Annotated in this window: 28 protein-coding genes; 9 read left to right on the top strand and 19 right to left on the bottom strand. The window is 61.9% G+C overall.

The window, feature by feature from the left end:
* From A3AY_RS0112565 to A3AY_RS0112545, 5 genes are all read right to left on the bottom strand, one after another.
* Window positions 1-1,167: a glycosyltransferase gene (locus A3AY_RS0112565; RefSeq protein WP_018326019.1), complete on the bottom strand. Its 1,167-nt coding sequence runs from the start codon at window positions 1,165-1,167 to the stop codon at window positions 1-3.
* 63 nt (window positions 1,168-1,230) lie between these two features.
* Window positions 1,231-2,502, bottom strand: a complete 1,272-nt coding sequence (locus A3AY_RS0112560; protein ID WP_018326018.1) for an O-antigen ligase family protein — start codon at window positions 2,500-2,502, stop codon at window positions 1,231-1,233.
* On the bottom strand, window positions 2,499-4,061 hold the full coding sequence (locus A3AY_RS0112555; RefSeq protein WP_018326017.1) for an undecaprenyl-phosphate glucose phosphotransferase: 1,563 nt from the start codon (window positions 4,059-4,061) through the stop codon (window positions 2,499-2,501). The genes A3AY_RS0112560 and A3AY_RS0112555 overlap by 4 nt, the downstream gene beginning before the upstream one ends.
* A 57-nt stretch (window positions 4,062-4,118) precedes the next feature.
* The gene (locus A3AY_RS0112550; protein ID WP_018326016.1) at window positions 4,119-5,294 is read right to left on the bottom strand and encodes a glycosyltransferase family 4 protein; all 1,176 of its coding nucleotides are present in this window, start codon (window positions 5,292-5,294) and stop codon (window positions 4,119-4,121) included.
* A 5-nt stretch (window positions 5,295-5,299) separates the two neighbouring features.
* A complete protein-coding gene (locus A3AY_RS0112545) occupies window positions 5,300-5,875 on the bottom strand; it encodes a polysaccharide biosynthesis/export family protein (protein ID WP_026203377.1) in 576 nt (191 codons plus the stop codon).
* Between the two features lie 208 nt (window positions 5,876-6,083).
* On the opposite strand from A3AY_RS0112545, the gene A3AY_RS0112540 reads away from it, so the two are divergent.
* Window positions 6,084-8,222 (top strand): GumC family protein, encoded by a 2,139-nt coding sequence (locus A3AY_RS0112540; protein ID WP_018326014.1) that lies wholly within the window; start codon window positions 6,084-6,086, stop codon window positions 8,220-8,222.
* Between the two features lie 11 nt (window positions 8,223-8,233).
* Here A3AY_RS0112540 and A3AY_RS0112535 read toward each other — a convergent pair whose 3' ends face one another.
* From A3AY_RS0112535 to A3AY_RS0112525, 3 genes are all read right to left on the bottom strand, one after another.
* Complete coding sequence (locus tag A3AY_RS0112535; RefSeq protein WP_420830301.1) at window positions 8,234-9,505, bottom strand: GNAT family N-acetyltransferase; 1,272 nt, start codon at window positions 9,503-9,505, stop codon at window positions 8,234-8,236.
* A 202-nt stretch (window positions 9,506-9,707) separates the two neighbouring features.
* Window positions 9,708-10,451 carry a metallophosphoesterase family protein gene (locus A3AY_RS0112530; RefSeq protein ID WP_018326012.1) on the bottom strand — a complete coding sequence of 248 codons (744 nt, stop codon included), beginning with the start codon at window positions 10,449-10,451 and terminating at the stop codon, window positions 9,708-9,710.
* Between the two features lie 14 nt (window positions 10,452-10,465).
* Window positions 10,466-10,678 carry a DUF2842 domain-containing protein gene (locus A3AY_RS0112525; protein WP_018326011.1) on the bottom strand — a complete coding sequence of 71 codons (213 nt, stop codon included), beginning with the start codon at window positions 10,676-10,678 and terminating at the stop codon, window positions 10,466-10,468.
* A gap of 183 nt (window positions 10,679-10,861) precedes the next feature.
* Here A3AY_RS0112525 and A3AY_RS0112520 point away from each other — a divergent pair, with 183 nt between their 5' ends.
* Window positions 10,862-11,965 (top strand): COX15/CtaA family protein, encoded by a 1,104-nt coding sequence (locus A3AY_RS0112520; protein ID WP_018326010.1) that lies wholly within the window; start codon window positions 10,862-10,864, stop codon window positions 11,963-11,965.
* A gap of 97 nt (window positions 11,966-12,062) precedes the next feature.
* On the opposite strand, the gene argC is transcribed toward A3AY_RS0112520, so the two are convergent.
* Together argC and speB are read right to left on the bottom strand one after the other, a co-directional pair.
* Window positions 12,063-12,995, bottom strand: a complete 933-nt coding sequence (gene argC / locus A3AY_RS0112515; protein ID WP_018326009.1) for an N-acetyl-gamma-glutamyl-phosphate reductase — start codon at window positions 12,993-12,995, stop codon at window positions 12,063-12,065.
* 81 nt (window positions 12,996-13,076) lie between these two features.
* On the bottom strand, window positions 13,077-14,033 hold the full coding sequence (gene speB, locus A3AY_RS0112510; protein WP_018326008.1) for an agmatinase: 957 nt from the start codon (window positions 14,031-14,033) through the stop codon (window positions 13,077-13,079).
* Window positions 14,034-14,349: 316 nt separating this feature from the next.
* Here speB and A3AY_RS0112505 point away from each other — a divergent pair, with 316 nt between their 5' ends.
* Complete coding sequence (locus A3AY_RS0112505; RefSeq protein ID WP_162709240.1) at window positions 14,350-15,375, top strand: acyltransferase family protein; 1,026 nt, start codon at window positions 14,350-14,352, stop codon at window positions 15,373-15,375.
* Window positions 15,376-15,384: 9 nt separating this feature from the next.
* Here A3AY_RS0112505 and A3AY_RS0112500 read toward each other — a convergent pair whose 3' ends face one another.
* A complete protein-coding gene (locus A3AY_RS0112500; protein ID WP_018326006.1) occupies window positions 15,385-16,176 on the bottom strand; it encodes a phenylalanine 4-monooxygenase in 792 nt (263 codons plus the stop codon).
* 141 nt (window positions 16,177-16,317) lie between these two features.
* On the opposite strand from A3AY_RS0112500, the gene A3AY_RS0112495 reads away from it, so the two are divergent.
* Window positions 16,318-16,779, top strand: coding sequence for an Lrp/AsnC family transcriptional regulator (locus A3AY_RS0112495; RefSeq protein WP_018326005.1), 462 nt, complete (start codon window positions 16,318-16,320; stop codon window positions 16,777-16,779).
* A gap of 57 nt (window positions 16,780-16,836) precedes the next feature.
* Here the strand turns inward: A3AY_RS0112495 and rpsI are convergent, their stop codons facing one another.
* The 3 genes from rpsI to A3AY_RS0112480 all read right to left on the bottom strand — a co-directional run bounded on the left by rpsI (window position 16,837) and on the right by A3AY_RS0112480 (window position 18,430).
* On the bottom strand, window positions 16,837-17,304 hold the full coding sequence (gene rpsI / locus A3AY_RS0112490) for a 30S ribosomal protein S9 (protein WP_018326004.1): 468 nt from the start codon (window positions 17,302-17,304) through the stop codon (window positions 16,837-16,839).
* Between the two features lie 2 nt (window positions 17,305-17,306).
* Window positions 17,307-17,771: a 50S ribosomal protein L13 gene (gene rplM / locus A3AY_RS0112485; RefSeq protein ID WP_018326003.1), complete on the bottom strand. Its 465-nt coding sequence runs from the start codon at window positions 17,769-17,771 to the stop codon at window positions 17,307-17,309.
* 227 nt (window positions 17,772-17,998) lie between these two features.
* Window positions 17,999-18,430: a PaaI family thioesterase gene (locus tag A3AY_RS0112480; protein ID WP_018326002.1), complete on the bottom strand. Its 432-nt coding sequence runs from the start codon at window positions 18,428-18,430 to the stop codon at window positions 17,999-18,001.
* A 141-nt stretch (window positions 18,431-18,571) separates the two neighbouring features.
* On the opposite strand from A3AY_RS0112480, the gene A3AY_RS0112475 reads away from it, so the two are divergent.
* Window positions 18,572-19,393 (top strand): enoyl-CoA hydratase, encoded by an 822-nt coding sequence (locus A3AY_RS0112475; protein WP_018326001.1) that lies wholly within the window; start codon window positions 18,572-18,574, stop codon window positions 19,391-19,393.
* Here the strand turns inward: A3AY_RS0112475 and A3AY_RS0112470 are convergent, their stop codons facing one another.
* Genes A3AY_RS0112470 through A3AY_RS0112460 form a run of 3 tightly spaced genes read right to left on the bottom strand, consistent with a single transcriptional unit; the run spans window position 19,394 to window position 20,814 of the window.
* Window positions 19,394-19,663 (bottom strand): Txe/YoeB family addiction module toxin, encoded by a 270-nt coding sequence (locus A3AY_RS0112470; RefSeq protein ID WP_018326000.1) that lies wholly within the window; start codon window positions 19,661-19,663, stop codon window positions 19,394-19,396. It lies immediately after the preceding gene.
* A complete protein-coding gene (locus tag A3AY_RS0112465) occupies window positions 19,660-19,926 on the bottom strand; it encodes a type II toxin-antitoxin system Phd/YefM family antitoxin (protein WP_018325999.1) in 267 nt (88 codons plus the stop codon). The genes A3AY_RS0112470 and A3AY_RS0112465 overlap by 4 nt, the downstream gene beginning before the upstream one ends.
* 51 nt (window positions 19,927-19,977) lie before the next feature.
* Complete coding sequence (locus A3AY_RS0112460) at window positions 19,978-20,814, bottom strand: EamA family transporter (RefSeq protein WP_018325998.1); 837 nt, start codon at window positions 20,812-20,814, stop codon at window positions 19,978-19,980.
* A 213-nt stretch (window positions 20,815-21,027) separates the two neighbouring features.
* Between A3AY_RS0112460 and A3AY_RS0112455 the strand changes: the two genes are divergently transcribed.
* From A3AY_RS0112455 to A3AY_RS0112445, 3 genes are all read left to right on the top strand, one after another.
* Window positions 21,028-21,456, top strand: a complete 429-nt coding sequence (locus tag A3AY_RS0112455) for a CoA-binding protein (RefSeq protein ID WP_018325997.1) — start codon at window positions 21,028-21,030, stop codon at window positions 21,454-21,456.
* Between the two features lie 133 nt (window positions 21,457-21,589).
* Entirely contained in the window at window positions 21,590-22,870 is a 1,281-nt protein-coding gene (locus A3AY_RS0112450; RefSeq protein WP_018325996.1) for an O-acetylhomoserine aminocarboxypropyltransferase, read from the top strand.
* Between the two features lie 49 nt (window positions 22,871-22,919).
* Window positions 22,920-23,264 (top strand): cupin domain-containing protein, encoded by a 345-nt coding sequence (locus A3AY_RS0112445; RefSeq protein WP_018325995.1) that lies wholly within the window; start codon window positions 22,920-22,922, stop codon window positions 23,262-23,264.
* Between the two features lie 14 nt (window positions 23,265-23,278).
* On the opposite strand, the gene A3AY_RS0112440 is transcribed toward A3AY_RS0112445, so the two are convergent.
* The gene (locus tag A3AY_RS0112440) at window positions 23,279-23,851 is read right to left on the bottom strand and encodes a 3'-5' exonuclease family protein (RefSeq protein WP_018325994.1); all 573 of its coding nucleotides are present in this window, start codon (window positions 23,849-23,851) and stop codon (window positions 23,279-23,281) included.
* 164 nt (window positions 23,852-24,015) lie between these two features.
* Complete coding sequence (locus tag A3AY_RS0112435) at window positions 24,016-25,263, bottom strand: cytochrome P450 (protein WP_018325993.1); 1,248 nt, start codon at window positions 25,261-25,263, stop codon at window positions 24,016-24,018.
* Between the two features lie 232 nt (window positions 25,264-25,495).
* Here A3AY_RS0112435 and A3AY_RS0112430 point away from each other — a divergent pair, with 232 nt between their 5' ends.
* Window positions 25,496-26,350: an endonuclease/exonuclease/phosphatase family protein gene (locus tag A3AY_RS0112430; protein WP_026203376.1), complete on the top strand. Its 855-nt coding sequence runs from the start codon at window positions 25,496-25,498 to the stop codon at window positions 26,348-26,350.
* The last annotated feature ends 5 nt before the right edge of the window (window positions 26,351-26,355 follow it).

Here is a 26,355-nt window from a genome sequence, read left to right as displayed (position 1 = left end):
CTACGCCCCTGCGGCAAGCCGGCGGTAGACGGCTTCGGTCCTGTCGATCATCTTCTCCATCGAAAAATCCGACATTCTTGCCTCAGCGGCGGCGACCAAGGCCTTGTAGCGGTCAGGATCGGCGCTTTCGACCATTGCGTTTGCCAGCTTGCCCGTGTCGCCGTCATTGGCAACGATCAGGCCGCTTTTGTCCCTCTCGATCGCCGTCGATGCGCCGCCGACATCCGTCGAGACGATCGGCTTTCCGGCGGCGGCTGCTTCCAGCATCACATAGGACATCGCCTCGTAGCGGCTCGGCATGACGAGGACGTCGAAGGCGGGGATGGCCTGGGAACCGCTGAAGGCCGAGGTCAGGCGGATGCGGTTTTGCAGGCCGCTCTCGGCGATGGCCTTGCGCACCTCGCGCTCGCCTTCGCCCGCGCCGACCATGATCAACTGCGCGTTGGGCAGGCGGGTGGCGGCGTTGCGAAAGGCTTCGATCAGCCGTTCGGGCGCCTTTTGATTCGACAGCCGGCCGACGAAGCCGAACACGAAGGCTTCGGCCGGGATGCCGAAGGAAGCGCGCACCGTCTTTGCCATGTCGAGAGGCAGCGGCGCTACGCCGTTGACGATGACCGATAGTCTGCTGCCAGGGATTCCAAGCGACCGCGCATGGGCATATTCGTCATCGGACACGCAGATGAGATGGTCGGTGAAGAGGCTCGCCAGGATCAGCTCGATGGCGCCGTAGATCAGGCGTCCGGCCTTGCCGAGCGCCGGGTCCATGGTGCGGAAGGCATGCGGCGTGTAGACGCGGGGGATGTGGCGGCCGGGCAGGTGAGGGCGCGACAGCGCGCCGGCCTTCGAGCTGTGGCCATGGATGACGTCGAATGGACTGCCCTCCGCGATGATGTCGCGCAGCGCCCGGAAGGCGGCAATGTCCGACCAGCCCGGCGCGCGTTTCATCGCAACGGTGTGGACGGCCGGCAGATCGATCGACTTCAGCTCGCGGACAAAGGCCGCCTCCGCCCGAACCGGCGAGTAGACGGCCTCCACGTGATGGCCGCGCCGTTTCAGGCCGCGGCACAGATCGAGGAAATGGCGCCCGGCGCCGCCGCCGCTCGGCTCGAGGACCTGGAGAATGCGAAGGCTGCCGCCACTTTCGGCGATGGGAGGGTCGATGCTCATTCTGACAATCCGCCGCCGGCCCCCGATGTGGAGCCGATCCGCACCCTGTGTACAATGTTGATGTTAACGCTGCGTTGGCGCGCTCAGATGACGATGCGTCAAGGCACCAGCGGCGTTGCGCCGGTGGCGGTATTCCAGGGCGCCACAGCCCCAGATGATGCCGAGCAGCAGGTAGAAGTGCCGCCAGTGATCGGTGTCGATGACATTGCCGATGGCGGCGTGGCCGATCAAGACGATCCAGGCGATCATCAGATAGGGTTGCCACGGCCGGTTAAGCAGCAGGAAGCGAAAGCCCATGGTGACCGTCCAGATGATCAGCGTGACATAGCAGACGAAGCCGAGCCAGCCATAGGAGGTGAGGCACTTCAGCCAGATATTGTGTTCGTCCTCGGGAAAGATGTTGCTGAACACCATCGGGCCGATGCCGAGCGGCTTTTCCATCGACATCAGGAAGCCGATCTTGTGGCGGTCGAAACGGCCCAGATGGCCGCCGTCATAGTCCTGCACGAGCTGCGTGCGGTTGGAGAACAGATCGGCGACCTGCGGGATCTGCAGAGCGACGACCAGTGCCGTGATCATCAGGAGCGCGCCGCCGAGCGCCAGCACGAGGATCTTCAGCCGGAACGCGCCCGTGCGTTCCTTGAGCAGCATGACGAGCACGAGAGCGCAGGCGCAGAAGAGATAGAGTGCCCAGGCCGCGCGCGAGAAGGAGAGGAACAGGCCGAGCGCCATGATCAGGATCGCGACCGCCCTGGGCGCCGCGGTGGTGATCCGCTCGGTGAGCAGCCGGTACATGAGATAGAGCGACGGGGCGACGAGAAACGGTCCGAAGACGTTGGGATCCTGGAAGGCACCCTTGGCGCGATCGTAGAGTGTAAAATTCTGCGCCCCGGGTATGGCGCCGAAATAGCCGAGGATGCCGAGCAGCGAGGTCAGAACACCGGCGGCGACCCAGGCGTCTAAGATCAGCTTCAGGCGTTCATGGCGGGCTTCGATGATGGCCGCGTAAAAGACGGCCGTGAGGGCGAGGAAGCCGGAGACGGCCATGTACATCGGCGCCGTCGCAAGATCGCGCATGACGGTCAGCGACAGGAGGCCGCCGGTGATGAACAGGATCAACAGGGCAAGCAGCGGCGCGACCGCGCGCGAGATTTTCAGCCCGAAGAGGAACCACAGGCCGATCAGCGCCGCCATGAAGACTTCGTAAGGGGCAGGTTCGGCAATGACGAAACCGGAGAGGAAAACGCCGAAAGTCACCATGCCGGAGCCGAGGATCGCCACGGCGGCAAGCTGCGGACGAAAAACCGCGGCAGACGTGGCGCCAAGCGTGCTCAATAGGCATTTTCCGTGTTGAGAAGCCGGATCGGCGTCAGGAACAGGATCTTCAGGTCGAACCACAGCGACCAGTTTTCGATGTAGTAGAGATCGAAGGCGGTGCGGAACTTGATCTTCTCGTCATTGTCGATCTCGCCGCGCCAGCCGTTGATCTGCGCCCAGCCGGTGACGCCCGGCTTGACGCGGTGGCGGGCGAAGTAGCCTTCGACGACGTCCGAATAGGTGCGGTTGGCGGTCTGGGCAAGCACGGCGTGGGGTCTCGGGCCAACGAGCGAGAGTTGGCCCTTCAGCACGTTGAAGATCTGCGGCAGTTCGTCGATCGAGGATTTGCGCAGGAACCGCCCGACCGGGGTAACGCGCGGATCGCCCTTGGTGACCGCATTGCGCGCCGTGGGATCGCTCATGTGGGTGTACATGGAGCGGAATTTGTAGACTTCGATCGTCTCGTTGTTGAAGCCGTGGCGCTTCTGCCTGAAGATGATCGGGCCGGGTGAACTCACCTTCACCGCGATCGCCGCTCCGATGAACACCGGCCAGAGGATGGTCAGCGCGAGAAGACTGAAGAACACGTCGAAGACGCGCTTGGCAACCGAATCCCAGTCGGCGATCGGCTTGTCGAAGATGTCGAGCATCGGCACCTGGCCGACATGCGAATAGCTGCGCGGGCGGAAGCGGAGATTGTTGGCGTGGGCCGCAAGACGAATATCCACCGGCAGGATCCACAGCTTCTTCAACAGTTCCAGGATGCGGTTTTCGGCCGTCAGCGGCAGAGCGATGATCAGCATGTCGATGCGGGTGAGACGGGCGAAATCCACCAGTTCGGTCACGGTGCCGAGCTTCGGATAGCCGGCGACGATCACCGGCGAGCGGCGCTCATCGCGGTCGTCGAAGATGCCGCAGATGCGGATGTCGTTGTCGGATTGCTGTTCGAGCGAGCGGATCAGGTCCTTGGCCGGCTTGCCGCCGCCGACGATGACCGCGCGGCGCTCCATCGTGCCGTTGCGTGCCCAGTGGCGGATCGAATAGGCGATGAAGGTGCGTTCGGCGACGAGGAAGACGGCGCCGAGGACATACCAGCCGCCAAAGGAGAGCCGCGAGAAGGTGCCGCCGATCTTGAGCAGGAACAGTGCCAGCGCCATCGCGGCGAAGGCCAGCGTCCAGCATCCGATCAGCCGCGGCAGAGCGCGCGCGGCGGAACGCAGCAACGGCACCTGGTAGCCGTCGCACAATTGCAGGAAGCCGACGGTCAGGGCCGAACCGCCGGCAATCAGGCCGCAATAGCCGAGCAGCTCGTCAAGCCGCGGCGCGACATAGAATGCATGGACGGCGTAGCCGATGGCAAACAGCGCCGTGAACTCGAACAGCCGCATCAGACCGATGATCATGTTCGGAGAATAGGTGTCGGTGCGGAACTGTTCGGCGATGCGGCGGGCCAGCGGGTTGAGTTCGCGGTTCTCTTCGCTCTCCCTTCTTTCGTCGGGCGCGATGGTGCGGATTTCCGAAATCTTCTTTCGCAGCGCTTCGGTATCGAAGGTTTCCGGTTTGTCGATCTGGTTCATGATATCCGCTCGGCCGTTCACATGCGTCCGGGATAGCAGAAAGCCCCTAAGAAACGCTTACGGGCGGTTGTGCCGCTCGTGCTGCCGCGCGGCCGATTCCGGGACAAGCTGGCGATAGAGCCGCATGATGCTGCCCGCCATGGTCGATGTCGAGAAGGCAGCCTTGAAGGCGCCCGCATCGGGCATCACCTTGGCCGCCCAATCCTGCTCGGTCATTGCGGTGGTCATGACGTCGGCAAGCGACTGTGCGTCGCTCGGCACGGCAAGAGCCGAGCTTTCCGGACCCAGCACCTCCGGAATGCCGCCGACCCTGGCGGCGATCACCGGCTTGCGCGCAGCCAGCGCCTCAAGCACGATATAGGGCATGGATTCGGCCCGCGAGGGCACGACGACATTGCGCGTCAAGGCAAATGCGTCGCGCGCTTTCATCGCCGGCAGCATCTCGATACGGCGGCCAAGACCGCGTTCCAGCATCATCTGCTCGTATTCGGCCTTTTGCGGGCCGTCGCCGATCATCATGGCCGAGAGCGGCTTGCCGATGATGCGCTCGGCCCGCGCGAAAGCATCGACGAAGAGGTCGGGTCCCTTCAGGTCGCGCAGCATGCCGATATAGAGGAAATCGACGGCGTCGGGCCGGGCATGGACGGTTTCGAAATCGCGATCGTCGATGCCGTTGTAGATCAGTTCGCTGCGGGTGCGCGGCTTGCCGACCTTCTGCTCGTAGGTCGTCCGCTCGAAATCGCACACGAAGACGATCGCGTCCGTGAGAAACTCCTGGAGACGCTCGAGAACAAACACGACCTTGCCGGAAAACGCGCGGCTGTCGTAGTGCAGGCTGCCGCCATGCGGCGAATAAAGGCGGGCAACGCAATACCTGTTCACCCGCAAGGCTGAGCCGATGATCCGGGCCAGGGCGCCGCCTTTGGCGCCATGACCGTGCAGGATATCCGGCCGCAAACTTCTGATTTCCTTGTAGCTGCTCCAGAGTGCCGCCAGATCCGTTGGGCCGATGGACCGGGGGATCGGCAGGCGGACGAGACCGAGCGTGAGAAATGGCCTTATCTCGTCGAAAAGAGCGTCTTCGTAGCTGCCTCCCGTGGTGCTGTCACAGATGATGCCGATTTCGTGACCCTGCCTGGCATGTGCCTCGGCCAGATCGCGGACGTGGCGGAAGATTCCGCCGATCGGCGATCTGAAGCAATGAATGATGCGCAGCGGGCGGGAATCCGACATGGCTGTCAGAACAGCCGCTCGCGCACATAGATGGTGTCGCCGGCCATGATCGGATCGGAAATCGAAACCCGGCCGGTAAGGATACGTCCGTTGATCTTGCGGGTGACGTCGACATTCGCCTGGTTGGCGCGCGGCGAGTAGCCGCCCGCAACCGCAATGGCGTTCTGCACCGTCATGCCCGGAACATAGGAATATTGCCCGGCCTGGCCGACTTCGCCCATGATGAAGACGGAGCGGTAGCGATCGACCTCGATCGTCACGTCCGGATCGCGCAGATAGCCCTCGCGCAGCTTGCCGGCGATCATCGATTCCATTTCGGGCAGGGTATGGCCGCGCGACGGCACGGCGCCGATCAGCGGGAAGGCGACATAGCCCGCCTGATCGACCGTATAGGTGCCGGTCAGGCCGGCCTGTTCGAAGACGCTGATCCGCAGCCGGTCGCCGCTGTCGACGCGGTACGGCTGGATCGTCGCTTCATGAAACGCCTTGGGCGCCGGCTGATAGCTGCTGCAACCGGATACGGCGAGGCACAGAGAAAGGGCCATTAGGGAAAGGCCTGTTTTCAATCCTGCGGACGTCATTGGGGGCTCTCGCGCTCCGGAAACCTTGTCATGGGTCGATGTTATCAATCCGTTAGGGTTAATAGCCGGTAAAGGCGCGGCACTTTTTCGTCGTTACGGCGCGTTCCCCCTGCATTCAGCGGTTGTTCGGCCGAGAGCTGCCATTAACCGTTGCGTTACCATGTTTGTTTACGTTGCGCCGAGTTGTGCAGGTTCGGGGTAAAAGCGCATGTCGGGCGTCAACGGCGGACATCAGGATGTGGACATCGATCTCGGTGGGCTGTTCCGTGCCATCTGGCGGCGCCGGGGCAGGGTGCTCGCGGCGACCGTTGTCTTTGCCGGACTTGCATTCACCGGCACGAGCCTGATGTCTCCCGACTATCAGAGCGAGGCGCGGCTGCTGATCGAATCACGCCAGCCGGAATTCAGTGGCGCCAACAACCAGGGGCCGCCCCAGACAACCGACAGCCTGTTCGATGAATCCGGCATTTCCAGCCAGGTACAGGTGCTGCGTTCGATCGATCTGATCAAGCAGGTCGCCCGCGAAATGAAGCTGTACGAGCTGCCGGAATTCGACCCGACGGCGAACCCGTCGGCTGCTTCCGATATTCTGGTGATGCTCGGCATCAAGAAGAACCCGCTCGACCTGCCGCCGGAAGAGCGGGTGCTGAAGGAGTTTCAGGAGAAGCTGCAGGTCTACCAGGTCGAAAAATCGCGGGTGATCGCGATCCAGTTCACCTCAAAGGATCCGCGCCTGGCGGCCGCCATCCCGAATGCGATGGCCAAGGTCTTCCTGTCGTTGCAGAGCGGTGCAAAGCTCGATTCCAACACGGAGGCCAGCCGCTGGCTGGAGCCCGAGATCGCCAATCTGCGCGAAAAGGTTCGCGATGCCGAGGCCAGGGTTGCCGACTACCGGGCCTCGTCCGACCTGCTGCTCACCGGCGAAGCCGGTGGCACGTTTGCGACCAAGCAGCTGAACGATATTTCCACCGAGCTTGCGCGCGTGCGCGGCGAACGCGCCAATGCCGAGGCGCGCGCCGAAAACGTGCGCGCAGCGCTTGCGAGCGGCCGCGCCGTCGATACGCTCAATGACGTCGTCGCCTCGCCGATGATCCAGCGCCTCAAGGAAACGGAATCCAATGTCCAGGGCCAGATTGCTGATCTTTCCACGACCCTGCTTGACGGACATCCGCGTCTGAAGGGGCTGAAGTCGCAGCTTCAGGGCATCCGTGGTCAGATACTCAGCGAGACGAAGAAGATCCTGGGCAGCCTCGAAAACGAGGCGAACGAATCGCGGTTGCGCGAGCGCCAGCTTGTGGCCCAGCTCAATACGCTGAAGGCGACGTCGGCCAAGGCAGGCGAGGACGAGGTCGGCCTGCGGGCGCTGGAGCGCGAAGCGACAGCGCAGCGGCAGTTGCTCGAGACCTACCTCGCGCGCTACCGCGAGGCGATCTCGCGCAGCGGCGAGAATGCGGCACCCGCCGACGCGCGCATCATTTCCCAGGCGGTCGAGCCGACGGAGCGGCATTTCCCGAAGGTTCTGCCGATCACGATCGTTGCGGGTTTCGCCAGTTTGCTCGTCAGTTGCGTGGTCATCATGCTCTTAGAACTGTTCAGCGGCCGCGCCTTGCGGCCGATCGGAGAAAATGGCGAGCCGGTTGTCGACGGCAGGCGCCAGGCCCGGGCAGCGCCGGCGAGCGGGATACCTGCCGCGACCGGCGGCACACCGATCCTCGCGGAGGAGGAAGCGGCGGAGGCAGCGGACGATAGCGACGACGATTTCTCGATCGAATCGGTCGCCGCCCACCTCTGCAACGAGGATATTCGCGTTGCCATCTCGGTATCACCGGGGGGCGATGCAGGTTCGACCAATGCTGTCATGCTCGCCCGGCTGGTCGCGGAGGAGGGGCGCAAGATCGTGCTGATCGATCTGACCGGCACGGCCTGCCCGACCGGCCTGATGGCGCAAGCGGCCGATCTCCCGGGCATTACCAATCTTCTGGCGGGCGAGGTGCCGTTCACCGAGACGATCCATGCAGATCGCCTGTCTGACGCGCATGTCATCCCGCAGGGCGATGCGGACCCGGTTCTTGCAATGCGCGGCATCGAACGGCTGCAGATGATCATCGACGCTCTGTCGAATGCCTATGACACGGTCCTTGTGGAGTGCGGCCCGGCCGACGTCCGCGCCGTCCGCAAGGTGGCGCGGTCCAGGGATACGAACATCATCATCTCGGCGCCGGCCGTCGCCAGTGAGGACATTATCGACCTGATCACCGGTTTCGGTGCGGAAGGTTTCGGCGAGATCGTGCTGATGACGGGAACCGGCCACCCGCAGTCGGGGAAACCTGGCCGCCGCGCCGCCTGAGCGCCGCTGCTTCAGTCGTCATCGACGGCGCCGGTCAACGCGCCGCCCGTTGCTTGTCGGCGTTGGCGCAGGCGCTGAAGGAAAGCGTAGGCCCGCTTGTTCTTCTTGATCTCGGCCTTGAGCCGCACGGCCAGTTGATGGACCCATGCAGCCAGACGTCCATTGAGGGTCAGTGGCAAGACGATGTCGCGCTGCACAGTTTCGACCGTGCACCAGGAGCGCTTATAGGCCTGGTCGCCGATGCCGAAATCGAAAAGCGAGACCCCTTCGGCGTTGAACTTGCGGATCATCAGATAGAACAGCAGTTCGCCCGGGCTGGCGTCGGCGGCAATATCGTCGTCGATCGAACCGAATTGGCAGATGACGTGATCGCCCTTGCGCGACAGGCCGGCGACCGCGACGATGCGGCCCTCGTGCTTGCCGCGCAGCCGGATGGCGTGCAGTTCGAGGGGCTGCCCGTCGCCGGTTGGTCCGACAGCCGCGAGTGCGTGGAAGAAAGCCAGCGTCTCGCAGTCCTGAAACACATTCGGCAGACCGAGCGCCTTGAAGCGGATGGCTTTCTGCTCGAAGAACAGATCCAGCATCTGCCGCCGCTCGTCTAGCGTTGTGGCTACAACGTGTTCGTAACCGCCGAGGGCTTCGAGCCGCTTTTCCGAAACCCGAAATTTCTTGCGCCGCCGCTTGGCATTGAGCTGGGCGAGCGTCGCTTCAAAACTATCCAGAAGCGGTAGCTGGAACGAGGAATTCTGGTTGCGCACGGCCGGAAGCGAGGCGAGCGGATGCGAGACGCCGCGCCAATCGAACGGCAGCTTTTCCAGCGTGACGATATCGGCGACGCGCGACAGTTTCGTCGTGAGCTCCGCAATCAATGTGCTGGCAAGCTGTTCGCGGGTGAGTGGATCGAAATCGGCAGCAAAGAGGCCGGTATTGATGTTGCTGTGCGGCGAGCCGATGAAGCGGGCCGTACGGAAGAACCGGCCGCGGACCAGTTCGAGCGGCAGGATGAAGACGGTCTTGCGATCGATGGTGCCGCGCACCAGCAGCAGTTGACTGGCATGGGTAGTTGCCCATGCCGCGCACCAGTCGAAGCTCTGATGCAAAGAGGTGGCAGGTGATGCCTCAAGTGCTCGCCAATCGGCTTCAAGCGCCTGCATGCTGACGTGAACCGACAGCCTGAGGTCGCGCGTGAGGACAACATCCCGGACGGCTTCGCGACGGGCATGCCAGACGCGGCTGCGAGCCTCGTTAACGGGCATCATGTTGAAGTCCACGTCCGTCATGATCGCTTGCTGTTCCCGAAAATGGATGACGCCCTTCTTACGCAACCATGCCGTTATTTTCATTTAAATTGGACGCGCCGAGCCGGATCTGGCGGGGATTTTCTCAAATGCGGTTACCGAATGGCTAAAGCGGCCCGGGGCACGGGATCACCCGCAACATTGCGGCGATTACCGGCGCCGAGATGGAGGCGCCGGAGGGCGCGCTTTAGCCGTCGAGCCAGCCGCTGGCGAGCGCACTGGCCCAATCCTCGCGACCGCGCTGACGCGCAAGGTGCGATATGATCATGTGATCATAGGGTATGCGCCGGAAGGTGACGTCCCAGCGCTGTTGCATCTTGGAAATGATGGCGTAGGCGGCATCCGGTGAGCCGGTCTCCACCTTGTGGAACACCGGCTCGTCGTCGTCATAGCCGGGGCAGCCGACGCTGCCGGGATTGACGATCAGCCGGCCGTCGGCAAGCCGGACAGCGCGCGGAATGTGGGTGTGGCCACAGAGGATGACGGGAAAGTCGATGCCGGCGGCGAAACCTTCGATCCGCTGGCGGCTTGACATATGCACGACGCCCTCGGTCGTCAGATCTTCCAGCCAGTAGGTGAGATCGTCCTGCGGCGTGCCGTGGCAGAGGAATATCTCCTGCCGGTGAACGAGCGTCGGCGGCAGGGTGCGCAGCCAGTCGAGATGGTGCGGCTGCAATTCGCTATGGGCCGATCGGTCCGAGAGACCCATGTCCGCCGGCGCCTTGGAAACCAGCCAGCGATCGTGATTGCCGCGGATCGACGGGAAATTGCGCGCGATCAGGATATCGGCCGTGCGCGCCGCATTGAGCGGGCCGCTGAAGTGATCGCCGAGATTGACCACATCGTCGATACCCTGAGCCGCAATGTCGGCGAGCACGGCCTCGAGCGCGAGATCATTGCCATGGATATCGGCGATTACGGCGATTTTCATGCGGTCTCCCCGGCTCAGCGCGGCTTGGCAGGCTTCTCCATCCACTTGATGACCAGCATGGCAGGCAGCACCCACAACAGGCCGGTGAAGAAGAAATAGGCAAGGTGCACCCACCAGGGGGCAGTGCCGAGCAGCAGCGAGGCAAAGGTGGTTGCTGCCAGCGCATAGATGACGACGAGAATGATAATGATGATCGTGCCGATCAGTTTTCTGAGGCGTACAGGCATTGACGTCTTTCCGGTTGGCAGGTTTTGCCGTGTATCGGCATCGGGCCGCGACGGCATGCCGCAAAGGGATAAGTCTTGTTTTGCATGCTGCTCTCGTGCAAATCAACGCCTTTGATGCACGGGCCTTTAAGACAAACCGCCTCTCCGCAGGCAAGGCCATGCCGTTTAACACTGGAGTTCCCGATGGCGAGCACGGATTTGGCAACGCAACAACGCCTTCGGAGCGAAATCGACTCAGTCAGCCGCAATCGCGCCCAGATCAGGATCTGGCTCGGCGTGGTCGTGCTGGCGCTGTTTGCGCTGGTGCTCGTCGGCGGCGCGACGCGGCTGACCGAATCCGGCCTTTCGATTACGCAGTGGAAGCCGATCCACGGGGTGATTCCGCCGCTTTCCGACGCCGAATGGCAGGAAGAGTTCGCGCTCTACCAGCAGATCCCGCAATATGCGCAACTCAACAGCGATATGACGGTCGAAGGCTTCAAGACGATCTTCTGGTGGGAATGGGCGCATCGGCTGCTGGCACGCTCGATCGGCCTGATCTTCGCCCTGCCGCTCGCCTTCTTCTGGATCAGGGGTCAGATCGAGCCGCGTTTGAAACTGCCGCTGATCGGCATTCTGGCTCTGGGTGGCCTTCAGGGTTTCATCGGCTGGTGGATGGTGTCCTCCGGTCTTGCCGACCGCACCGAGGTCAGCCAGTACCGGCTTGCAACCCATCTCGTCATCGCCTGCCTGATCTTCATCTCCTGCCTCTGGATCGGCCGCGGACTTGCGCCGCATTCGGACGATCCGGCGCCGACGAAAAGCTCGAGGAAGATGGCTGCCATCATCGCCTGGATGGCGCTGTTCCAGATCTATCTCGGTGCGCTGGTCGCCGGGCTCGATGCGGGCCTGAGCTACAATACCTGGCCGCTGATGGATGGCTCGCTCGTGCCGGGTGACCTGTTCGTCCAGCAGCCGGCCTGGCTCAATCTGTTCGAGAACCCGAAGACGGTGCAGTTCGTCCACCGTATCGGCGCCTATGTGCTGTTCGCCTTCGTGCTGATGCACATGATCGCCTCGCTGCGCAGCGCGCCGGACACGACGCATGCGCGGCGTTCGGTGCTGCTGTTCGGGCTGGTGACGATCCAGGCGATCATCGGCATCACCACGCTGATCCTGCAGGTGCCGGTCGGCTGGGGCGTTGCGCATCAGGGCGGGGCGCTGATCGTGCTCGGTTTTTCCATTGCCCACTGGCGCGCCTTCGTCGGGGAATATCCGCGGCCGCTGGCGATCGAAGTGCGGGACTGATCAGAGCGCGTCGAGTGCGGGCATGCCCGGCACGGCGGATGCGCCGATCAGCACGGTGAAGAAGCGCAGGCGAGAGCCTGCGCCGCAGCCAGCCGGTTCAGGCCGACAGCATCAGGTCCATGTTCTGCACGGCCGCCCCCGACGCACCCTTGCCGAGATTGTCGAGGAGGGCGACGAGATTGACCTGCTCGCCGCCGCTCGATCCGAACACGTAGAGCTTCATCGTGCCCTTGCCGGCGAGCTCGACGGCGTCGACGCGGGCCAGTTTCGCGCTCTCTTCCAGGGGCACGACCTCGACGATAGACTGCCCGGCATAGTGGGCAACGAGGGCCGCGTGAATGCTTTCAAGCGTCGCGCCGTCGGCAAGCTGGTCGATGAACAAAGGCACCTGAACGATCATGCCCTGCGGGAAGCGGCCGACCGACGGGGAGAAGATCGGTGCGCGGTCGAGCAGGCCATGGGTCTTCATTTCCGGCACGTGCTTATGCTTGAGCGTCAGGCCGTAAAGGAAGTTCGGCGAGGTGATGTGATCCGGATTGGTCGGGTCTTCCATCTGCGCGATCATCTGCTTGCCGCCGCCGGTATAGCCGGAGACCGCATTGACCGTCACCGGATAGTTTTCCGGCAGGATGCCCGCCTGCCGCAGCGGCCGGATCACGCCGATGGCGCCGGTCGGGTAGCAGCCCGGATTGGCAACAAGCCGGGCGTCGCGGATCCTGCCGGCCTGGCCCTGGTCCATCTCGGCGAAGCCATAGGCCCAGTCCGGCGCGATGCGGTGCGCCGTCGAAGTGTCGATGATCCGCACCTTGTTGTTGCCTTCGAGCATGGCGACGGCCTGTTTCGAGGCGTCGTCGGGCAGGCAGAGGATGGCGACGTCGGCGCTGTTCAGAAGGTCTTCGCGAATGGCGGCGTTGCGGCGTTCGGCTTCCGGAATGGACAGCAGTTCGACATCCGAACGGCCCGCCATGCGACTGCGGATCTGCAGCCCCGTGGTGCCGTGTTCGCCATCGATGAAGATCTTCGGTTTCATGGTTTTATCCTGTCCTGCCAATTGATTAGCCACTGTTGCGGAATCACTTTGGCATGAAATTGAATCAGTTTGACAACAACGTCAGCCACGCCGCTCCGCCAGCTGTTCGGCATGAAGGCCGAGCATATACATCGCGATGGTGGAGGCCGCAATGGCGGTGATGTCGGCATGGTCGTAGGCTGGCGCCACCTCGACCACGTCGGCGCCCCTGATGACGAGCGCGCCGAGCTTGCGGATCACCGACAGGATCTTGGCGCTTGACGGTCCGCCCGAAACGGGGGTGCCGGTGCCGGGCGCATAGGCCGGGTCGAGGCAGTCGATATCGAAGGTGAGATAGGCGGGCCGATCGCCGACGTGACGGAGAATGATATCGGCGATCTCGCCCGCGCTCATCTCCTCGATGTCGTAGCCGTAGAGAATGCGGATGCCGCAATCGTCGGGCGCGTGGGTGCGGATTCCGAGCTGGATGGAACTTGCCGGGTCGATCAGCCCCTCGCGCGCGGCGCGGCCGACGAAGGAGCCGTGGTCGATGCGGCCTTTCTCGTCGGCCCAGGTGTCCTGATGCGCATCGAACTGGACAAGGGCGAGGGGACCGTGGACAGCCGCATGGGCTCTGAGAAGCGGCAGCGTCACGAAGTGGTCGCCGCCAAGTGTCAGCAGGAAGACGCCGCTCTTCAGGATCTTCGCCGCCTCGCGTTCGATGGTGGCGGGCGTCTTGGCGTGGTTGCCATAGTCGAGCAGGCAATCGCCGTAATCGATGGTCGCCATGTCCGCGAACAGGTCGCGCTCGAAGGGATACTGCGGATCGTTGTCGAAGATGGCCGAGGCGCGGCGGATGGCCTGCGGCCCGAAGCGCGCGCCGGGCCGGTTGGACGTTGCCGCATCGAAGGGAATGCCCCAGACGACCGCATCGACGCCCATCAGGCTCTTGGTGTATTTCCGCCGCATGAAGGAGAGGATGCCCGCATGGGTGGGGTCGGTCGCCGCGCTCTGCAGCGACGTGGCGGTGATCGCGTGGTCTATCGTCTTGTTGGCCATGATCGTCTCGTGTTTTGTCGTTCTGCTGAAATGCCAGGGCGCGCACGATAACCGCTGATCTCCCATCGGGAAATGGGAATTGCCACGGTGAAGATCGTTAACGTTTTCTGGCACGGTACTTGCTGGACTGGTGCCGGGGCACGCAGTTTTCACCTTGTCTGTCTCGATTTGAAACAGAAATGCGAAACGCATGCTTTGTCGGGACGAAAAGGTATCCTTGATGATTTCGGAAAAACTTGATTTGACGGCCGGTCTTGTACCGTTCCATCGCGCAGCCGGCGCTCCTCGCGCGGCCGCCGCCCCAGGGCAGGCGGGGATGGTCGATTCGATTCAATATCTTCGGGCGATCGCGGCGTGGCTGGTGGTCTTCTACCATCTGTCCGCATCGTTCAGTTCACAGTTCGGCTGGGGCCACGGCTTCGCGATCGGGGCAATCGGGGTCGATATATTCTTCGTCATCAGCGGTTACATCATGGCGATGATCGCAGCCCGAACAGCCCGGTTCTCCCCGCTCGAATTCGTGCTGCGCCGGGCGGCCCGCATCGCGCCGCTCTACTGGCTGATGACCCTTGCCTTCTGCGTGCTCTGTCTGGTCTATCCCTCGGTCGTCAACAATCCCGACATATCCTGGAGCAGGACGTTTTTCTCGCTGTTTTTTCTGCCGGATTTCATTGAAGGCACGACGCTGCCCGCACTGATGATCGGCTGGACGCTGAACTACGAAATCTTCTTCTATGGCGTTGTCGCGTCTTCGATCTGGCTGTCTGGCGATCGCACGCTGCTTGTCGCGGCGCTCATGCTTTGCGCTTGCGTCGCCGGAGGTGCTTTGGTCGACGGCGGCAGGATTTTCGAGTTCTATACGCAGCCGATCATCCTGGAATTCGTGCTGGGTATTCTCATCTGGAACTATGGCGCAGCGATCCACAGCCAAAGATGGTTCAGCCCTGTTTGGCTGCTATGCCTTCCGCCGGTCTTTGTGGCGCTGGCCGTGAGCGGCATCTATAACGATGAAATCCGCCATATGATCTGGGGCATACCTTCAGCGATTTTCGTTCTTGGGGCGATCCCGCTGTTCACGATGCGCCTGCCTTGGCTTGCGCGCCTCGGAGACTGGTCGTTCTCCACCTATCTGCTGCACGTCTATGTCATCCAGTTGTTCGTTAAGGTCGTCGCGAAGGGGGCGATCGGCAATTATGGTCTGCTGGCTTTCGAAGCCATTGTTGCGCTCGGCGTCATCGTGCTGATATCCGCCTTGCAGTTTTCACGGTTCGAAAGGCCCGCGACCTGGGCCCTGAACCGATGGCTTGCCGCCGTCTGGCCGAAGGACAGCCGCGCCTATTGACGATGTGCTTCAGGATGCTTTCGCCTCGAACGTCGGGGCGAAATCACCCAGCGATTTCGCCTTCTCGATCATGCCGCCGATATCTTGATCAATGATCGCCTCGAGATCGGCGAAGCTGTCGATGACATAATAGATCGGCTGGACGATATCGATCCGGTATGGGGTTCTGAGCACGCTCATGAGGTCGAATGGCCGGAATTCGCACTCAGTGCCCTTCATCGCAGCTTTCGCCTCGCTTGGTGAAGAGACGATGCCCGCGCCGTAGCAGCGCCGGCCTTCCGGCGTGTTGATCAGGCCGAACTCGACCGTGAACCAGAAGATGCGGAACAGGTGCCACGAATAGCCCTTGCCGAGGCGCACGGCAGTTTCGCCAAAACGGCGGACGAAATTGGCGTAGCTCTGGTTGGTCAAAAGCGGGCAATGGCCGAACACCTCATGAAACAGGTCCGGCTCCTCGATGTAGTCGATGTGCTCGCGGCGGCGCAGGAAGGTGGCGAGCGGGAATTTGCCCTGTGACAGGAGTTCATAGAACTGCGAGGGCGGGATGAGGGCGGGGACACCTTCGACGCCGAAGCCGGTGGTCTCGTTCAGTTGCCGGTTGACGTCGAGCAGTTGCGGAACCTTGTCAGGCCTGAGGCCAAGCGTCTTGACGCCGTCCAGATATTCGCGGCAGGCCATGTTTGCCAGCAGCTTCATCTGGCGCTCGTAGAGTTCGCCCCAGATCGCATCTTCTTCGGACGTGTAGTCGTACAAACCATCCGGGCCGGGCAGCTTGGCAGTGTAGGTGCTTTCCTTCGTCATGCTCTGATCCTCCGTCATTCCAGCCCGCGCTAGGGCGTGGTGCCTCAAGAGTAATTATGCTCCCGAAACGCCGGATTTTCCTTTCTTTCCTGCTGGCTTTTGCCATAATATTGGCAGAAATTTTCGGAGAACTTGCAGAAAATGAAAGAAACTGGGAATTTTCAACGCAAGCTTTTGCAGCTCGTGCAGGCCGACGGCAGCCTGTCGCTGGCCGAACTAGCGGAGAAGGCGGGCATGTCGCAGAGTTCGGCCTGGCGGAAGATCCAGGAACTGGAGGCCGATGGCGTCATCCGCAAGCGCGTGACGCTGCTCGATCCCGGCAAGCTCGATCTCAAGCTGTGCGTGATTGCGCATGTGACGCTGGAAGACCACCACGAGGAGGCGGTCGCCTCCTTTGCTTCGGTGGTGCTGGAGCGGCCCGAGATCATGGAGTGTTATGCGCTGTCCGGCGCCTTCGACTACATGCTGAAGATCCGGGCGAGCGACGTCGAAAGCTACGAGGCTTTCATGACGCGGTACCTGATGCGCAACCCGCATGTGCGCACTGTCGTCTCGAGTTTCGTGCTGCGCGAACTCAAATTCTCGACGGAGCTGCCGCTTTGACGGCATAGAAAAAGGCGGGACAAAGCCCGCCTTTTCCAAAAGTCGATACGACAGCGATTAACGCTTCGAGAACTGGAACGAACGGCGGGCCTTGGCCTTGCCGTACTTCTTACGCTCGACGACGCGGCTGTCGCGGGTCAGGAAGCCACCCTTCTTCAGGACCGAGCGCAGGCCCGGCTCGAAGTAGGTCAGCGCCTTGGAGATGCCGTGACGAACGGCACCGGCCTGGCCGGAAAGACCGCCGCCGGCAACCGTGGCGTCGATGTCGAACTGGCCGTCACGGGCAGCAGCGACGATCGGCTGGCGCAGGATCATCTGCAGAACCGGACGGGCGAAGTAGTTTGCGAATTCCTTGCCGTTGACGGTGATCTTGCCGGAACCCGGCTTGACCCAGACGCGGGCAACGGCGTTCTTGCGCTTGCCGGTCGCATAGGAGCGGCCCTGGGCGTCAACCTTCTTGACATGAACCGGAGCCGAAGCTTCCGAAGTCGTGCCGAGGTCTTTCAGAGAAGAGAGATCAGCCACGATTAGGCGCTCCTTGTGTTCTTGGCATTCAGCTTGGCGACGTCGAGGACGGTCGGCTGCTGTGCTTCATGCGGATGGTTGGTGCCGGCGTAAACGCGCAGGTTCTTCATCTGGCGACGGCCAAGCGGACCACGCGGAACCATGCGCTCGACAGCCTTCTCGAGGATGCGCTCCGGGAAGCGGCCTTCGATGATCTGGCGCGCGGTGCGCTCCTTGATGCCGCCCGGGTAACCGGTGTGCCAGTAGTACTTCTTGTCGGTGTACTTCTTGCCGGTGAGGACGGCCTTCTCGGCGTTGATCACGATGACATTGTCGCCATCGTCAACGTGAGGGGTGTAGGTTGCTTTGTGCTTGCCGCGCAGGTGATTTGCGATGATGGAAGCGAGACGTCCGACAACGAGGCCTTCGGCATCGATGAGGATCCACTTCTTCTCCACCTCTGCAGGCTTCTGAACGAAGGTTGCCATGTTAAAACTCTTTCGTTTGAACCCGATGCGTTGCCGCCGGGCGTTTCTTGTTGCTTGAATTGGCAGGCCCGAAAGTCGCCAAAAAGGAAAGCGGCCCGAGAGGACCGCGATCTGGTGCGGCTTATACGCAAAGGATGAAATGCCGTCAAGTTAACGATTTCGGGCGGTTTGAAAAATTGCCTATTTAAAACATGCTGTTAGCTATGGGGTATTATGATACCACAATTTTATCTCGGTGGAATCGAATAGGTCGCGGTTGCGTGCGCCACCAATTCTTCGCCATCGACTTCCGATATCGCCGCATCGAGCACCGCCAGCCGCTTGCCGAGCTTGAGGATTCGGCACGTGCAGTACAGCGGCCCGAGCTGCGGTTTTCTCAAGAAATTGATGTTGAGATTGGTGGTGACGGCGAGCGCCACCGGGCCGATATGGGCAAGCAATGCGATATAGGCGGTGACGTCGGCGAGTGCGAACAGCGTCGGTCCCGAAATCGTGCCGCCGGGACGCAGGTGCTTTTCCTTCGGATCGAGCCGCATCGTGGCAGAGCCGGGGCCCGTCGCCACGACCTCGAAGATCTTGCCATCGGTATGAACCTCGGAAAAATCCGTTTCGAGAAAGCGGTTGAGGTCGTCGACGGTGAGGATCGGTTCCAGTGGCATGGCTCACTCCCAGAAAGCCTGGCCGGTTTTACAGATCGCTGATCGAGAAGGGCAAGCGGGAAGAAAGTCTTAGAGGCTGCTTGAAACGGTAGTAGGCGCGGCGTACCTAGCGCTGATGACTTGGGACTGAGGAGAAATGACATGGCAGACGTGGTTTCCCTGCGCAGGCAAGAGCCGAGCGGCCTTGTGCTGCGCGAGGTTTCGGGCAAGGTGCTGCGGCTGACACTGAACAATCCTCCGGCAAACGCCCTGTCGATTGCGCTCCTGGACGCGCTGGCGGCTGAACTGGATGCCGCCGCCAAGTCGACCGATATTCGTGTCGTCATCCTGGCGGCTTCGGGCGAGGTGTTCTCGGCGGGCCATGACCTCAAGGAATTGACCACGCATCGCGCCGATGACGACAGGGGCAGGGCGTTCTTCGAAAAATCCGTCCGGCTTTGCGCCGATCTCATGCTGACGATCAACCGCTTGCCGCAGCCGGTGATCGCCGAGATCGACGGGCTGGCGACGGCGGCGGGCTGCCAGCTGGTGGCGAGCTGCGACCTGGCGATCTGTACCGATAGCTCGACGTTCTGCACGCCCGGCGTCAATATCGGCCTGTTCTGCTCGACGCCGATGGTCGCCGTCTCGCGTGCCGCCCATCGCAAGCAGGCCATGGAGATGCTGCTCACCGGCGAGACGATCGATGCCTCGACGGCAAAGGATTTCGGCCTCGTCAACCGCATCGTGCCGAAGCAGTATCTGCGCCAGGTCGTCGACAAATACGCCGCCGTCATCGCCTCGAAGTCGCCGCAGGCGCTGAAGATCGGCAAGGAGGCGTTCTACAGGCAGGCGGAGATGGGCATCACTGACGCCTATGATTTCGCCACGGGCGTCATGGTGGAAAACATGCTGGCGCGTGACGCGGAAGAGGGCATGGGCGCGTTTCTGGGCAAGCGGATGCCAGAGTGGAAGGAGGACTGACTAGGTATAGTGGTTTCGGCAAGCCGCAACCTCGAGCGTCTGCATTTCCGCGCTGCCCGTGACACGGTAGACCAGCCGATGCTCCTGTGTGATCCGGCGAGACCACCAGCCCTTGAGTTCGTTCCTCAGCGGCTCGGGTTTGCCCGTACCTGAAAAGGGTGCGCGCTGGCACTCCTTGAGCAAAGCCAAAATCTTCCGCAGCAGTTTGTCATCAGTTTCGTTCCAGTGCTGCAGGTCTTCCCATGCGTCCTGCGAGAACTGTATTTTCATTTGTCGGACAAAAGGGCGTCAAAATCGACTTCGATGCCCTTGCCTTCGTCCAGTTCGGCGATCGACCGCAACAGACGCTCCCTGTTGGCAGGGTTGGCCATGAGATACATGGTTTCCTTCCAGCTCTCGAAATCGCTGAGCGACATGACGACCATCGGCTCGCGGTTCTGCCTTGTCACGATAAGCTCGTCATGGTCCTGTTCGACCCGGTCGAAGTGCTTGGCCATATTGGCGCGAAGTTCGGATAGGCTGATGACGTTCATGACGCAGTCCTCTGTACGTGATCCTGTACATACCTCATTTCGCCGGGTTACTCAAGCGAGCTTCAGCATCAGCGCGCCGAGCGCGATCAGGCAGGCGGCGGCGATGCGGAAGATGCTGACGCGCTCCTTGAGGAAGACGATGGAAATGACAATGGCGAAGAGGATCGAGGTTTCCCGCAGCGCAGCGACGGTGGCGACCGGCGCTTTCGTCATCGCCCAGAGCGCCAGGCCATAGGCGCCGATCGAGCCGCCGCCGCCGATAAGGCCGCGCCACCATTGATTTCGGACATGGCGCAGGACGGGCTTGACGCCGCGTGTGATAAAGGCCCAGGCAAACAGCAGCACCGGCGGCAGCAACGCCATCCACAGCGTGTAGGAGATCGGATTGAGCGCGATGCGGGCGCCGATGCCGTCGACATAGGTATAGCTGGCGATGACCACTGCGTTGGCGAGCGCCAGCAGGATGGCGTGCTTGCCGCCCTTGCGCGCTTCGAAGGCAAGCGTCAGCACGCCGGTCGAGATCGTCAGCACGCCGGCAAGAGCGCCGCTCGACAGGTTCTCGCCGATCAGCGCGCCGCTTGTCGCAGCCACCAGCAAGGGTGCCACGCCACGCATCAGCGGATAGACGAGACCGATATCGCCGGCGCGGTAGGATGCGGCCACAAGCTGGAAATAGACGAACTGGAAGAGCGCGGACACGAGGATGAACGGCCAGGCATCCGGATGCGGCAGCGGCATGAAGGGCAGGAAGGGCAAAGCAACGGTCGCGGCGCCAAGGGCGACCATCGCCGCATCGAGCGACTTTTCCGATCCCGCCTTGACCAGCGCATTCCAGGTCGCATGCAGTAACGCCCCGAACAGGACGAGAGCGATGACGTCGAGGGGCAAGATGAACCTTCAGGGACGCAGGGACGATCGGATACCTGCATTTTCTGAGGGCGCGCATCGCTAAAAGCAACCCGAATCTGACGGACAGCCAGATTTGGCGACGCCGCGGACGCCGTCACCCCTGGATTTGCATGCAAAGCGCCGTCGATTGGTTGACAGTGGAGGAGGCTATCCCAATTATCGCGCGACGATTGCTTTGGGCGGACTTCGACGATGAATCATGATGCGTATCCCGATTTTTATATCTCCGACATTCTCAAATCGACGAAGACGATTGCGCTGGTCGGCGCGTCGCCGAACCCCGAGCGGCCGAGCCATCGCGTGATGGCGTTCCTGTTGCGCAAGGGCTATACGGTTTTTCCGGTCAATCCGGGGCAGGCCGGCAAGGAAATACAGGGGCGGAAGGTCTATGCCCGCCTTGCCGATATTCCCGAGGCCATCGACATGGTCGATGTTTTCCGCGCGGCCCATGCCCTCCCGGCGCTGGTCGATGAAATCCTGGCTCTGCAAGTGCGCCCGAAGGTGATCTGGGGACAATTGTCCGTGCGCGACGACCAAGCGGCGGCAAAGGCGGAAGAGCAAGGCATAAAGGTCGTCATGGACCGCTGTCCGGCGATCGAATATCCGCGTCTGGTCGGCTGACGGCGTCACGGGCATTCGATCAGAGATTGGAAATCCATGCTCGCCCAGCGTGCAGATCCGGCAAAACAGTCTTTGACCGGGAGGTGCAGCGTCTGAAATAGTGCGCCGAACTTGATCAGGGGAGGACACGTCCGTGAAGAACAATCCAGGTTTCAATACGCTTGCCATTCACGCCGGCGCCCAGCCCGATCCGACCACCGGGGCCCGTGCAACGCCGATCTACCAGACGACGAGTTTCGTCTTCAACGACGCCGATCATGCCGCCTCGTTGTTCGGCCTGCAGGCCTTCGGCAATATCTACACCCGCATCATGAACCCGACGCAGGCGGTGCTGGAAGAGCGGGTGGCCGCACTCGAAGGCGGCACGGCAGCGCTCGCGGTCGCCTCCGGTCATGCGGCCCAGTTGCTGATCTTCCACGCGATTATGAGCCCGGGCGACAATTTCCTCGCCGCGCGCCAGCTCTACGGCGGCTCCGTCAATCAGTTCGGCAATGCCTTCAAGTCCTTCGACTGGCGGGTGCGGTGGGTCGATACCGCCGATATCGCCTCCTTCGAAAGCCAGATCGACGGGCGCACCAAGGCGATCTTCATCGAGAGCCTTGCCAATCCCGGCGGCACCTTCGTCGATATTGCGGCGATCTCGGAGGTTGCGAAGAAGCATGGCCTGCCGCTGATCGTCGACAACACGATGGCGACCCCCTACCTCATCCGGCCGATCGACCATGGCGCCGATATCGTCGTGCATTCGCTGACCAAGTTCATGGGCGGGCATGGCAACTCGATGGGCGGCGTGATCGTCGATGGCGGCACGTTCGACTGGTCGAAATCCGGCAAATACCCGATCCTCTCCGAACCGCGCCCGGAATATGCCGGCATGGTGCTGCATGCCACCTTCGGCAACTTCGCCTTCGCCATTGCCTGCCGCGTCCTGGGTCTGCGCGACTTCGGGCCGGCCATTTCGCCGTTCAACGCTTTTTTGCTTTTGACGGGCATCGAAACGCTGCCGCTGCGGATGCAGCGCCATTGCGACAATGCGCTTGCAGTCGCCACCTGGCTCAGCACCCATGACAAGGTCGCCTGGGTCAACTATGCCGGTCTGGAGGGCGACGCCAACCACGCGCTTCAGCGGGCATATTCGCCGAAAGGGGCCGGTGCCGTGTTCACCTTCGGCCTGAAGGATGGCTATGAGGCGGGCAAACGCTTCGTCGAAGGGCTGGAGATGTTCTCCCACCTCGCCAATATCGGCGACACCCGCTCCCTCGTCATCCATCCGGCGTCCACCACCCACCGGCAATTGACGCCGGAACAGCAGACGGCGGCTGGCGCCGGTCCGGAAGTCGTGCGCCTGTCGGTCGGCATCGAGGACGTCGCCGATATCATCGCCGATCTCGAGCAATCGCTCGCCAAGGTTTGACTGAGTTTAGGATGGCCGGAAAACCGGCCGTTTCTCCGATGGAGCCATCATGACCCACGCCCTGCTATTCGATCCGTCGTCGCTTGAACCGGAGATCGGCGGACCTGCGCCGGATCGCCTGATCTCCGGCGATCCGCAGTTCCGGACCTGGAATTTCGAGGAGGCCGAAGGCGGGCTCTACGCGGGCATCTGGGAGGCAACGCCCGGCAAGTGGCGGATCGTCTATGACGAGTGGGAGTATTTCCACATCCTTTCCGGCCACTCCATTGTCACCGAGGAGGGCGGCGCCGAGACGCACCTAAAAGCCGGCGACAGCATGATCCTCAGACCTGGCTTCAAGGGGACCTGGGAAGTGATTGAAACGACTCGCAAGGATTATGTGATCAGGGTTTAAGTTCGCAGTAGTGATCAGCGCTCGATGAAGAAGCGCAACAGGTTTGCATAGCCGCGGGCGTCGTCAATCGCACGATGCGTATGATCGACAGAGCCCAGCCATTCAGGCGGATAGCGGTTCACATCGCATTCCCATTGTCCACGTCCTGTCTGGCCGGCAACGAAGGACATAAGGCAGAGCGGAGGATGCCGGAACAGACGATTGGCAACCCACGGCCCTTCGAGCAAGGGCCGCCCGGTAAAGCGTCTCAGGTAGAAGTCAAACCAGGGGCCATCGAGTGCAAGTGGGTGCGATGCAAAGATCGGCTCGCCGCGGAACGAACCGATCCAATCGACGAACCCTGTAATGACGTCGGAAGGAGGTCGAGGATTTTCTGTCGCGGCCGTCCACGCTTCCGGGTGCCGATGCCAAAACGCCATGGCGGCTTCATCGCGCTGAGCTCGCTCGAGCGGTTCCAAAACCGCTTCGAATTCGCCAAGAATGGAACCCGTCGCCGAGACCGCGACGGAGCCAAACGACAACATCGAGTTCGCGCCGGGTGTCGGTCCGTCAAATTCGCAATCGGTAACGACGTAGAACGGTGACATGGCGCTTCTCTCAGGCATCCGGGTGGCTCGTCGACCTCTGAGACCCGCACACCAGATTCCTGTCACAATCATGAATTGTGTACAACCACAAAATGTTGGTGCCCGGTATTCCCGCTATCGACCAACATGATCAAAGACCGGTCGAGCCGATCGATCTGGCTGTGTCACCACGCGAGCTCCAGCCGCTCCAGCCCGTGGAAATGGTAGCTGTCCTTCACCTGCGGTTCGCTTTTCAGGCGCAGGTCCGGCAAACGCGAAAAGAGGATCGGCAGAGACAGCTTCAGCTCCAGCCTTGCGAGCGGCGCACCGATGCAGAAATGCAGGCCGGCGCCGAAGGAGAGGTGCGGACCTTCATTACGGTCGGGGCGGAAGGTGAGGGGATCGGAGAATTTTGTCGGATCGACGTTGGCGGCGGCCAGCAGCAGGCCGATCTTGTCGCCCTTCTTGAGACTGATACCGTCCTCCAGCTCGATGTCGGTAAGAGCATAGCGCTGGAAGATATGCAGCGGCGCGGCATAGCGCATGCATTCCTCGATCGTCCGCTCGGTGGCGGTATCGTTTGCAAAAGCCTGTTGCGTTGGCGTGCCTGTCTCGAGCAGAACGCGCACGGCGTTGCCAAGCTGGTGCACCGTCGCCTCGTGGCCGGCATTGAGCAGAAGGACTGCCGTCGAGATCAGTTCGTCATCGGACAGCCGCTCGCCGTCCTTCTCGGTGGTGATCATATGCGTGAGGAGATCATCGGCCGGATTGTCTCGTTTCCAGTCGATGAGGCTCTTCAAATAGGCGCTGAACTCGGCGGACGCCTGGTTGGCGTCGAGTTCGGTCTCGAGCGTCGGATTGAACATGTACATGCGGACCATGCGGTGCGACCAGTCGAGCAGTTTCGGCGCCATGTCCACCGGCACGCCGAGCATGCGGGCAATCACCGTCACCGGAATGATTTCGGCATAGGTCTTCAGCAGTTCGACTTCGCCGTCCTTTTCGAAGCCGTCGATGATCGAATGTGCGAGTGCGGCGATTTCCGGCCGCAGCTGTTCGATCTGGCGCGAAACGAAGGCGCGGTTGACCAGCGTGCGAAGCCGCGTGTGGGCCGGCGGTTCAAGTTCGAGAAGCGAGTAGCTCTCCAGCCGGTCGAAATCCGCAAGATGCGGCTTCGGCTCCGCCAGTCCGAGTTCCTCGCGCGTTGCCACATGCAGGATCTGCCGGCCGAAGCGGCGGTCGCGCAGGAGGCCGTTCACCTGGTCGTAGCCGGCAAAATACCATTGCTGCTGTTCTTCCCAGAAGAAGGCAGGACACTGCGCATGCAAATCTGCGTAAGCCGCCAGCGGATCCCGATAGAAGGCGGGATTGCGCACGTCGATGCTGACATGCCGGTTCGCGGGCGTGATGGAAATGGCAGACGGGGCGGACATTTTGGCGGCATTCTCGCTGGATGAAACAGGCTGCACGTTGATCTATGGCGCAAGCCGCCTGCTCGACAAGAAAATTGTCGGAACAATGCCCAGATATTGCAGCTTGACCAGCTATCGCAACTTTCAAGGGCTACGCTCGTTTCAAATGCAGGCATTTGCGGAATGCCGCCTTGCCTTGCGGCGCGACATGTCTATTTCTTGGACGATGAAGGGCAAGCACCAGAGAGAGACCATGGCTTCGTCGCATAGCAGCCTGTCAGCGGGCATTTTTGCCGCGATCCGTGGAAAGCGCGTCTCGCTTGCCGGCCGGGATCCGGCAGGAGCGCGGGGCGACACCGTCATCGCCTCCTATAACATCCATAAATGCGTCGGCACCGATAGCCGCTTCGATCCCGGCCGGACCACCGAAGTGATCGGCGAGATCGGCGCCGATATCATTGCGCTGCAGGAGGTCGATCAGCGGTTCGGCGAACGGGCAGGGCTTCTGGACCTGGAACGGCTGCACCGGGAGTGTCACCTTATTTCGGTGCCGATCGCCGCCTTTTCCTCCAAGGGACATGGCTGGCATGGCAATGTGCTCCTGTTGCGCGAGGGCGCCGTCGCCAAGGTTCATCAACTGAAATTGCCCGGCGTCGAGCCGCGCGGCGCGCTCGTCGTCGATCTCGATCTCAAGGCAGGGCCGCTGCGGATCATCGCCGCCCATTTGGGCCTGCTCAGGCACTCCCGTGCGCGGCAGGCGGAGGCGATCCTGACTGCCATCCGCGAGTCGGAGGAACGGCCGACGCTGCTGATCGGCGATCTCAACGAATGGCGGCTCGGACGCCGCTCGGCGCTGCGTTTTCTAAGCCCCGTCTTCGATCATGCGGCAACTGCCGTGCCGAGCTTTCCCTCGCGTTTTCCGCTCTTGGCGCTCGACCGGGTGATGGGCAGTCCGCCCAATCTGGTTACCGCGGTCGAAGTGCACAATACGCAGCTCGCCCGCGTGGCGTCCGATCATCTGCCGGTCAAGGCCTATATCGATCTCAAGGCCGCGCTCTCGGGTGAAGGCAGGGCTGCGAACAAAGCGGTTTCCGCCGCTCAACCCTGACGGAC

This window comes from Rhizobium giardinii bv. giardinii H152 (assembly GCF_000379605.1).
Classification (GTDB): Bacteria; Pseudomonadota; Alphaproteobacteria; order Rhizobiales; family Rhizobiaceae; genus Pararhizobium; species Pararhizobium giardinii.
Note: the sequence above shows the minus strand (reverse complement) of the source record. Positions and strands in the feature narration are given on the sequence as shown.